Source organism: Streptomyces sp. NPDC006602 (assembly GCF_042870385.1).
Lineage (GTDB): Bacteria > Actinomycetota > Actinomycetes > Streptomycetales > Streptomycetaceae > Streptomyces.
On record NZ_JBIAHG010000055.1, the window covers coordinates 26,273 to 36,520 of the forward strand.

Here is a 10,248-nt window from a genome sequence, read left to right on the forward strand (position 1 = left end):
CCATCTCCATCCGCAGCTGTACCACGGAGCTCTCCGACTGCGTCCGCCGACAGGCCGCGGCGGAGCATCCGCCGGGACGCGACCGTGCAAACGGCCCTGCACGACCGTGTCAGGACTCGGGGAGGCTCTGCAGCGCAGCGATCCCGGCGACCGTCGAGGACTTGCGGCGCAGCTCCTTCAGCGGCTGGTACTCCTCCGAGTCCCAGAACTCCTGCACCGCGGCCTCGGACGGGAACTCGAGGACGACCAAGATCGAGGGCTTCCAGTCTCCCTCCAAGGCAACAGCGTCGCTGGCGGCCAGGACCCTTCGGGCGCCGGCCCGTTCCATGAGAGGAACTATGCCGGCGACGTATTGCTGGAACCCGGCGGGGTCTGTGACGTCGATGTCGATGACGATGAATGCGGGCATGGTCGATATCCGATCGTGTCGTGTCCGGGACTTACTGGTCACGACGGTATGGCGTCCTGACCGCTCCTTCCTATACGCATGAAGACCGGAACCATACGTCGTCGTCCCAGGGAAGCCTGGATCGCTAGAGTCATCCCATGGACGTCGTCAGTGATGTGATCGCCTCGATGAGGGTCGGCCAGGCCATGTTCGCCCAGACCCGGCGTGATGGTGAGTGGGGCAACCGGTTCGGCCCCTATTCGGGCGCGGGCTTTCACATCGTGCTGCGAGGAAGTTGCTGGTTCCTTGCTCCCAGTGGCCCCGCGAAGCTACTGACCGCAGGAGACGTCGCCTTTCTGCCGCACGGAACCATGCACGGCCTGAGCAGTGCCCCGGATCAGGTGGCCGATCTTCTGCCACCTCACCCAGCCCCAGACGGGGGCGAAGCGCTCCCGGACGCTGCTGCGGAACCCGGACAGCGCTCGGGCGGGGTGGCCCTGCTGTGCGGCATGTACCAACTGGACGAGGGACAGGCACATCCCCTCCTACGGGCACTGCCCGAAGCGATTCACATTCCCGCCGGCCCCGGCAGGCACCCGGCGCTACGTGCCTCCGTCGACCTGCTCGGCGCGGACCTGAAGGACGCAGGCCCCGGAGCGGACGCCGCCTTGCCGGCTCTGCTGGATCTGCTGCTGGTGTACATCCTTCGCGCATGGCTGGAAGAGGAGACCTCCCGCAGCCAGTCCGCCGGCTGGAGTGCCGCCCTGACCGATCCGCCGGTCGCCGCAGCCCTCAACCACATCCACCGCCACACCGCGCACCCCTGGACGGTGGAGGAACTCGCCCGTCGTGTCGGCATGTCGAGGACCGCTTTCGCGAGGCGGTTCACGCGCCTTGTGGGGCAGCCGCCGATGGCCTATCTGACGTGGTGGCGACTGAGCACGGCGGCACGAATTTTGCGTGCCGGCGACGATTCCCTGGGCGTCGTGGCCCGACGGGTCGGGTACACCTCCGAATTCGCCTTCGCCAACGCCTTCAAGCGTGCCTTCGGGGTGGCCCCTGGCCGCTTCCGACAGGCGCGGCGCACGCCACGGCTACCCGAGACAGGCTGACTCCCACCCACACGGCCGGAAGACTTCGAGCGGTGTAACCGGTCACCCCTGCCCGGCTGTCGCGCCCCGTTCCGACGTCGCGCCACCTTGGCCGAGCACCCTGGAGAGCGTCTCCTGAACGGTGGCCCTGACCCGTGCGGGATCGTCGAGGTCCAGGCCGACGGCGAGCCCGTCCCTCAGCATCAGGAGGATGTCGGCGGTCCGCTCCGCGTCCGGGTGGCTGTCGTCGGCCGGCAGTTCCCGGTAGAGGTTGTGGAGCCGGCGTCGGTGCTCGGCGATGGCCTGCCGCACGGGATGGGCAGGATTCGGGATACTCGGCTGCGGTGTTGATGAACGGGCAGCCCCAGTCGCCTCACAGCTGCGGGCGACTGCGCACGGAAGACTTCAAGTCCGGCGAAGACGGTCGTGAGGCTATGTGTTTTGTAGTGCGGGTTCCCGGCGCTTGGCCGGGTCGTTGATCCAGGCCATTTGGGGTATCTCGGGTGGTCGGGGGCGGCGGCCGAAGTTCGGGATGCGACATCAACTGCCGCCGGGGGCACAGGCGTTACGGCTCCAACGGCATGTTGTGGGGTGGCGGAGCACGCTCACAGGGTGATGGTGAACTTCCCGTCGGCCGGCTTGCGCAGCCAGCCCCGCTCGGCCAGCCGGTTCAGCTTCGCACGCAGCGCCTCCGAGCGGGCCGGCTCGGTGGACATCCCCAGCTCGGCGCAGACCTGCCTGACCATGACCGGCCCCCCGGCCCGGCGCACCACGTCCATGACCCGCTGGTAGTCCCCGGGCAGGACCGCCTCATCCATACCGCGCTCGCGCTGCGGCACCAGCAGCACCGCACGGCCCGCGACCTGCCCGGCAGCCTGCGCCGACGTCGCTTCCCGTTCCGTTTCGGCGTGCAGCTGCTCGGCCAGCCGACGCGCGACCAGCTCGGCAACAGCGAGTTCCTCCAGCTCGTCGCGCACCTCCTGAAGCTGCTGGCTCAACTTCTCTGCCTGCGCCTCCAGTTCGGCCCCGCGGGCCGTGATCAGTTCACGAAGGCCCGGTTCCGCGTCCCTGGCCACCTGCTGCACCTCCCGCACGGATCGTACGGACAGGCGCCTCGTTCACGCCGGGGAACCCGCGGATCCGCAACCACCGAAACGGCAGACGATCTTGAGCACCGACAACCGCCCGTGACCAGCACGAGTACACGATCAACAACTCACACCAGCCCCGAGACCAGCGACTTCAAGATGGTGGATCTTCAGTGCTTCCCCGTTCGGGCCGCATCCGGTAAGCGGCTTGGACCTGCCCCATATGTGGCAGGTCACCGGAACCCGAATGCAGCTGCGGCAGAGAGCCCTCCGTCGGGCAGTCGGGCCTTCACCGACCGTTCGTTGCCGCAGCGGGAGCACGTCTGGGGCGGACGCAGCCGGTTGGAACACGCCTCGCAGCGGGGGCGTCTCGCTCTGGGCGAAGTAGCAGGGCCGGGTCCGGCCGCAGTCCGCGCAGACGGCTGTCGGCGGTCGGCGGTCGGCGGTCGGCGGTCGGCGGTCGGCGGTCGGAAGCATCGTCCGCAGAGTCGCTGGTCACCGTCGCGGCGAACGATGTTGGCGGTACATCCGCAGCTGGTGCAGGGCTCGTGGTTGACAATCCGCTCCCCGATGCCGATCGAGACGACATCGGCACCTGTGCGCGCGTCGTTCACTGTGCTTACGCCAGCCATTTCGAGGCGGAGAACCACAGGTCCGAGAGGTGTCGGCAGGGACGCCACAACGGTGTTCAACGGACCGACGCGGGCGCACACCTGCACCTTGCCGGACGAGGCCACGACGTCGTAGTAATGCTGCTCGTCGAGGCGGACGGCCAGCCACCGTCGCCTTCCGTCACGTCGACCAGGGATCGTACCCGGCAGGACATATGTTGCTGCCAGACCGCGGCCGGGCAGGGTCAGGCTTTCGCCAGCCGCAGCAGGAGCAGTTGTTCCGGGTGGAGGTTGGGGATCTGGATCCCGACGCGTTCCAGGACGCTGCCGGGGACGGTGATTCCGTCTCTCGTGCACCATGCGGGGGTTCCGCGTTCCATGCCGGGTGCCTGGTCGGCCGGGGGCAGGGGGCGCAGGTGGTAGGTGGCGTCCGGGTCGAGGCCGCGCAGCCGTAGCGTGCCGGGCTGGGCGGAGATCGGGGTGGCCATGGCGGTGAGGGCGAAGACGGCTTCCGTACGGTCGCGGGAGATGACGCCGTGTGCCCACAGGGCGGGATCGGGGTGGTCGATGCGTACGACGCGGCCGGTGTGCAGGAGCCCGCGCAGTTGTTTGTACAGGCCGATCCATCTGGCCAGTTCGGTGCGTTCGGTCTCGGTTGTGCGGGTGAGGTCCCATTCGGTGCCGAGGTGGCCGAAGAGCGCGGTGCCGGCGCGAAAGGCCAGGTCGTGGGTGCGGCTGGTGGTGTGGGAGAGGGCGGCGCCGATGTGGGAGCCGATGAGTTCGGGGGGCAGGAGCAGTTGGGTCCAGCGGTTGATCGACTGGCGTTCCAGGGCGTCGTTGCAGTCGCTGGCCCAGACGCGGTCGGTGCGCTCCAGGATGGCGAGGTCGACGCGTCCGCCGCCGCTTGCGCAGGCCTCGATCTCCAACCTGGGGTGGCGTCGGCGCAGTTCGTCCAGGAGGGCGTAGACGGCGAGGGTCTGGGCGTGCACGGCGGGCTCGCCGCCCGGTGCGTGGCCGGCGTCGACCAGTTCGCGGTTGTGGTCCCACTTGAGGTAGGCGATGTCGTACTCGCTGAGCAGGGCGTCGAGGCGCTGCAGGATGTGGGCGTACGCCTCGGGGTGGGTGAGGTCCAGGACCTGCTGGAAACGGCGGTCGGCGGGGGCGCGGCCACCGGTGGCCAGGATCCATTCGGGGTGGGCCCGGGCCAGGTCGGAGTCGGGGTTGATCATTTCCGGCTCGACCCACAGGCCGAACTCCATGCCGAGGCCGCGAACGTGGTCGATGAGCGGATGAAGTCCCGTCGGCCAGACGGTCTCGTCGACGTACCAGTCGCCGAGTCCGGCCCGGTCGTCGCGGCGGTGGCGGAACCAGCCGTCGTCCAGGACGAAACGCTCCACGCCGACCTCGGCGCCACGGTCGGCGAGGTGGGTGAGCCGGTCGAGGTCGTGGTCGAAGTAGACGGCCTCCCAGGTGTTGAGCACGACCGGGCGTGGGCTGCGGGGGTGTTCGGGGCGGGCGCGGAGGTGGTCGTGGAAGCGGGCGGAGAGGCCGTCGAGCCCCTGGTCGCTGTGGGAGGCGTAGAGCCACGGGCCGGTGTACTCCTCGCCGGGGGCGAGGATCAGCTCGCCCGGCAGCAGCAGTTCGCCTGCGGCGATGACCGGACGGCCGGTGGGGAGTCGCTCGGCCAGGACGCGGTGGTTGCCGCTCCAGGCCAGGTGCAGGCCCCATACCTCGCCGGTGCCGAAGCCGAAGCCGGGTGTGCCGGCTGCCAGGACAAGGGGGGCGTCGTGGCCGGTGCGTCCGCTGCGGGTCTCGCGCAGCCAGGTGCCGTGGGTGAAGGGCCGGCGTTGCGGGGCGCGTTCGCGGCACCAGCGGCCGGTGAGGTCGAGCAGTTCGGTGGCGGTGTCGGGGACCGGCAGGGTGAGCAGCAGGCCGTTGAGTGTGTAGCCGCGGTTTGGGTCGTCGTTGCGTGCGGCGGCTCGCATGCGCAGGAGGCCGGATGTGGTGAGTCCGGCTTCCAGTACCAGGCTGAGCCTGGCTGCGGCGTCGGTGGCCCGCACCTTCACGGATTGTGCTGCGGTTTCCAGTTCCAGTGAGTCGCGGGTGAACAGGGGTGACCAGTCGGCTCCCTGGCGGTGTCCCGTGAGGCCGGGCTGTCCGGGCCAGCCGGTGCCGTGTTCGGGCAGCAGTGCGGCACGCGGTACGGCGTCGGGGAATCCAGCGATCGGCGGCATGGTGACGGCCTCGGCCAGCCGGTGCAGGTCCTGGCGGCTGAGGTCACCGAGGTCGGCGCCCCAGTGCAGCACGGCGGGCAGACCGTTGCCCCGCAGGTCGAGTACCAGGCTCACACCTGCTGCGCGGAGATGGATGATGCCCTCGGCTGCGGCTTCGGTCGGAGTGGTCACGATGGCCCCTCTCGGCAGTCTCACTACGGGGATCTGTAGGTGCGGCTTCGTCACCCCACCCGGGCTCGAACACGGGGTGAAGGGTCGCTGGCGGCGGCGTGGTCGTCAGATCGGGTGGCGCGCATCAGCGCGAGCGCGGTCAGCGGTACGAGGGTCAGGGCGGCCGTCACCGTGCCGACCAGCGGTGGCCCGGCCTGCCGCAGTGGTGAGGCCAGGGCGATGCCTGCCGCCCAGGAGCCGACGGCGACGCCCACGTTGGACGACGAACTGGCCAGCGCGGAGGCGAGCGTGGGCGCGGAACCGGCGAAGCGCCTGACCAGCGCGCCGAGCACCGGGGAGGCGGCGAACGCAGTCACCCCCATGACCGTCACCAGGACGACGGTCGCCACGGGGCTCGTGGAGAAGAACACCAGCAGGAGCAGGATCAGGCTGCTCGCGGCGGCGGCTGTGATGAGGGTGGCGAGCGGCCGACGGTCACCCAGGCGCCCGCCGACCGTGGTGCCCAGCAGGGCGCCCGCACCGTAGCCGGTCAGGACCAGGGGCACAGCCGCGGCGGGGATCTGGGCCCGCTCGGTGAGCAGGGGCGAGATGTAGGTGTAGGTCGCCAGGACACCTCCCATGAGCAACGCGATGGCACTCAGCGCCAGCCAGACCCGGCCCTGGCGCAGCGCGGCGAACTCAGCCCGGACAGAACGCGCTTCGCGCTGCTCCTCGTCGGGGATGTACCGGCCGATGACCGCCGCCGCGGCGGCCGACAGGGCGGCCAGCACCCAGAACGGCCCCCGCCAGTTGGATACCTGCCCCAGCCACGAGCCCAGCGGTACGCCCGCGATGTTGGCCACGGTCATACCCCCGAGCAGCATGCCCAGGGCCCGGGACGTCATTGCCGGCCCTGCCGCGGTTGTCGCCACGACTGCGGCGACGCACCAGAAGGTACCTGTGGCCAGTGCAGTCACCACGCGAGCCGCGAGCACGACCGCGAAGGACGGACTGAGGGCGGCGACCACGTGGCCGAGCGCGAAGACGGTGAGCGCGAGGACCAGCGTGAACCGCCGCGGCAGGCGCAGCGTCGCGATCGCCATCGCCGGTGCGCCGACGATCATGCCTGCCGCGAAGGCCGTGATCAGCAGCCCCGCGTGGGACACGCTGACGCCCAGATCGTCCGAGATCTCGGGCAGCAGGCCCGCGATGACGAACTCGGTGGTGCCCATCAGAAAGATCCCGGCTGCCAGCACCAGGACGACGAAAGGCAGCTTGGCGGATCGGCCGTCGGTCAGGGGTGGCATCTGAGTGGTGTTCTCTTTCCGGAGCGAACCGCGACTGGCCGCGGGGAGTGCTGACGCCGCACAGCCTCGCACCGGATATCCGTTCTGTGAGGGGGAGGAAATTCTCCCTTGACGGATGCAAAGAGTCCGCGTACGCGAATTTATCCGTCCAACAGTTACTGGGAGAGCATCAGGGGTGGCGTCCCGCCAGGGGCGTAGACGGCCAGCTTCGCGGCCTCTCATGGCGGCGATCGGCCCCACACCGGGGCGTCAGGGCGCGCGTGCCCGCCCTGACGCCGTACGCCGCCCCGGCCCGTGCGGTCGGCGCGGCGGAGGATCTCGCCGGTCTGGCTCCGACGCTCATCGATGTCGGCTCGGCGGAGACCTTCCGCAACGAGGACGACGCGCCTACGCAAGCCGGATGGCCATGCGGGCGGCAGGTAGCCATCGAGGTCGCCGGCGTGGTGAACGTTCCGTCTTGTCCCCCGACGCCGAGGGACCAAGGGTCCGGGCCGGTGTGCGCATCGTTCACTGCTGGTGCGGCTGCCGCTTCGTTCCGCACGACCAGATCACCCCGCTCACCCCAGTGCTGACCACCCGTGAGTGCACTTACGACGCCGGACGCTGGTTTTCCCGGCGCGCGAACCAGGACTGTGCCGAGAACTCCAGGGTCCAGGTCGGGCTGTACGCCGGGTACTCGCCCTCGACCTCGTAGTCGACGGCCAGGCCGGTCTCGTCCCGGGTGACCTTCACGCGGGCGTGCTTGACGGCCGAGAGGCTGTCCGCCGCCACCGACAGGCCGGCGATGCCGCAGGCCATGAAGCGGTGCACGGGGTGGTCGTGCAGGGCCATCTCGATGCGCTCGTAGGCGTACTTGTCGTGCATGTAGTGGATGACGTTGAGCGCGTTGACGTACGTGGCCGCCAGCCAGTCCAGCATGCGGTCGTACGCCGCCGACAGCTCCTCGTACTCCAGGTACTCGCCGGTCAACGCCGGCGCCTCGGGCGCGATCTGCTTGCGCGCGGGGCGAGGCGGGACAGCGCCGCGTCGCCTCCCCGGTTGCGCGACCCCGGCGAGCGCCCGCCGACCTGGGTGACCGATCGGCACAGGCGGACGCCAAGGCAGAAGCATGGCTGATCAGGGAAACCGCTACCCCGAAACGCGACGGCCCGCAGGGAGCGTGCAAGTCTCCTCCGCCGCCCTGATTGAAGCGTATCAATCAGCGGGCCACCGCACGCGGCAGCCCCGCAGGCGCCGCACCGCCCCGCGGCCTCCACCCAGGAAGGCCATCCCTACAGCCCGGCGTCTGCCGGCCGAGTGGTTGGACGGGCTGCCGGAGCGCCGGTACCAGGACACGCGATCGCCCCCTCCGCTGCACACTTCGAAAGTGCCCTGTTCGGTCTGGTCCTGGAGGAGGCCGACGACGCCGACGGTGGGTGGGCGGAATTCTGCCCGGGCGACATGGGTTTCCAGGCTCCCTGGGACGGCCCGGGGCAGGTGCGGCCGAGTTTGGTACCGCACTGCGCGAACTCATCGACACGCGCCTCGGTACGGAGCCCCGTATCCCTCCGACAGCACCGGGGGGCGCCTCCCGGCCGCCCCTTCGTGCATGGTGCGGTTGATGCGCGACGCGGGGTCGCTCACACGGAGGCGATCCGTCGAGATGAATTCCCGTACGCCCGTGGACCACCACGGTCAGACCACGAGCCGCTGCACATCCGTCAGGCCGCGCTCACCGGTGCGGTGTTCCGCCGGCAGGATGTACGTGGGCAGACCGCAGGCGGCCGCGCCGCCGTCGCGGACCGGGTTGTCTCCGACCATGAGGGTGGCACGGGGGTCCGCGCCGAGGTCGGCGCAGGCTTTGAGAAACAGCTGCGGGTCGGGCTTCTCCCGGCCCTGCTCGTAGGAGATCACACAGGTGTCGATCAAGGCGTCCAGCCCGTGGTGGGCGAGGTGGGTGCGCAGGTCCCAGGCGAAGTCGCTGACGATGGCGACGTGCAGTCCGCGCTGGTGCAGGGCACGCAGGACCGGTTCAGTGTCGGGATAGGGAACCCAGGCGTCCGGAGCGGTGAGCTCCCTGTAGGCCGCCTCCTCCGCGCCGCGCAGAAAGTCCACCTGCCCCCACCATCCCCACATGGCGCGGCGGTGCTGTTCGGAAGAGAGATCACGGCCTTCCTGGAGGGCGACGATGGAGGGCAGCCGGAAGGCGGCGCGCAACTCGTCGGAGATCACGGCCACTGCGCCGGGCTCGTCCAGCACGGCCAGGCGGCCGGATGCGGCGCCGACCCGGCGCAGCCACGTCTCCAGGTCGATCATCTGGAAGAGGGTGTTGCTGAAGTCGAACAGGACGGCCTGGACCGGGGGCACCGGCGCGGCCATCTCGGCGTCGCTGGGGCGGTAGGCGCTCGGTGTTTCGAACAGGGTGCGGATCACAGGGAAGGCTCTTCGGGTTCGACCGTCTCGACGGGGACTCCAAGGTCGCGAATGGCCGCGAGTTCCGCGTCGGGGGTGCCGGTGTCGGTGATGACGGTGTGGTAGTCGGCCACGGACCCGTACGCATACGTGGCCGTCTTGCCGAACTTCGAGTGGTCCACCAAGAGCAGCGCCTGCTCGGCGGAGGCAAGCATGGCCAGCTTCACCTCGACGTAGTCGTTCAGGGGGTGGAAGAGGCGTCCTTCCAAGACGGCGGTGGCGGACATCAGGGCGAGATCGGCCCGGATGTGGGACAGGGCGCGGGTGACGGTCGGGCCGGTGCAGGAGTTGAAGTCGCCGCGGTAGTGGCCGCCCAGCAGGGTGACGTTCACCGCGGGGGCGGCGGACCCGAGGCGCTGTGCAAGGCCGACCGAGTTGGTGACGACGTGCAGCTGATCCACCTCCGCCAGCGCCGGAACCAGGGGAAACAGGGTGGTCGAGTCCTCCATGAGCACCGTGCTGCCCGGTCTGATCCGGCCGGCGGCGGCCGCGCACAGCGCGTTCTTGGCCGCGAGGGCGCTGTTCTCCCGGAAGCGGGTGGCCGTCTCCATGGTGAGGGCGGGGAACGCGACGGCCCGCCCGCGCTGCTTGCGCAGCAGATGCCGCCCGGTGAGGTCGTCCAGGTCCCGGTGCATCGTCATCAGGCTGACGTCGAAGTGCCGGTGGCCGGCCGTTCGCGTGCCGAAGCCACCATCCACCGGGCCGATCGTCCCACGTAGCCGATCAGCGCGCCCTGACTGTCATCTGTCCGACGGCGTTGCCATTTCCCCTCAGGCGAGGTCCAGGAACTGGCGGGCCATGTTGGGCGGTGTCGTGCCACTGTTGTACACGTCGTTGACGCTCTCCTCCCTGAAGGGAGGAGATTCTTACGGCTCGCGCCGTGAGACTTCCTGTTTCATCGCCGACTGCCCGCCCGGAGAACTCCGTT

The 10,248-nt window shown here is 69.8% G+C and carries 8 protein-coding genes and 1 pseudogene; 1 reads left to right on the plus strand and 8 read right to left on the minus strand.

Annotated elements, in window-relative coordinates; genetic code table 11:
• Positions 1-109 precede the first annotated feature (109 nt).
• The gene (locus tag ACFYO2_RS46760; RefSeq protein WP_388362862.1) at positions 110-409 is read right to left on the minus strand and encodes a DUF1330 domain-containing protein; all 300 of its coding nucleotides are present in this window, start codon (positions 407-409) and stop codon (positions 110-112) included.
• Between the two features lie 137 nt (positions 410-546).
• On the opposite strand from ACFYO2_RS46760, the gene ACFYO2_RS46765 reads away from it, so the two are divergent.
• Complete coding sequence (locus ACFYO2_RS46765; protein ID WP_388362865.1) at positions 547-1,500, plus strand: AraC family transcriptional regulator; 954 nt, start codon at positions 547-549, stop codon at positions 1,498-1,500.
• A 42-nt stretch (positions 1,501-1,542) separates the two neighbouring features.
• Here the strand turns inward: ACFYO2_RS46765 and ACFYO2_RS46770 are convergent, their stop codons facing one another.
• From ACFYO2_RS46770 to ACFYO2_RS46800, 7 genes and pseudogenes are all read right to left on the minus strand, one after another.
• The gene (locus ACFYO2_RS46770) at positions 1,543-1,791 is read right to left on the minus strand and encodes a hypothetical protein (RefSeq protein WP_388362867.1); all 249 of its coding nucleotides are present in this window, start codon (positions 1,789-1,791) and stop codon (positions 1,543-1,545) included.
• Positions 1,792-2,084: 293 nt separating this feature from the next.
• Entirely contained in the window at positions 2,085-2,555 is a 471-nt protein-coding gene (locus ACFYO2_RS46775; RefSeq protein WP_388362869.1) for a hypothetical protein, read from the minus strand.
• An 868-nt stretch (positions 2,556-3,423) separates the two neighbouring features.
• On the minus strand, positions 3,424-5,583 hold the full coding sequence (locus ACFYO2_RS46780; protein ID WP_388362872.1) for an alpha-galactosidase: 2,160 nt from the start codon (positions 5,581-5,583) through the stop codon (positions 3,424-3,426).
• Positions 5,584-5,633: 50 nt separating this feature from the next.
• Positions 5,634-6,869 (minus strand): MFS transporter, encoded by a 1,236-nt coding sequence (locus tag ACFYO2_RS46785; protein WP_388362875.1) that lies wholly within the window; start codon positions 6,867-6,869, stop codon positions 5,634-5,636.
• 663 nt (positions 6,870-7,532) lie between these two features.
• Positions 7,533-7,865: pseudogene (locus tag ACFYO2_RS46790) on the minus strand (pyruvate formate lyase family protein); the annotation flags it as partial.
• 678 nt (positions 7,866-8,543) lie between these two features.
• Positions 8,544-9,281, minus strand: coding sequence for an HAD family hydrolase (locus ACFYO2_RS46795; protein ID WP_388362878.1), 738 nt, complete (start codon positions 9,279-9,281; stop codon positions 8,544-8,546).
• Positions 9,278-10,018: a DeoR/GlpR family DNA-binding transcription regulator gene (locus tag ACFYO2_RS46800; protein WP_388362881.1), complete on the minus strand. Its 741-nt coding sequence runs from the start codon at positions 10,016-10,018 to the stop codon at positions 9,278-9,280. Before ACFYO2_RS46800 ends, ACFYO2_RS46795 begins: the two co-directional genes overlap by 4 nt.
• Positions 10,019-10,248: the final 230 nt, after the last annotated feature.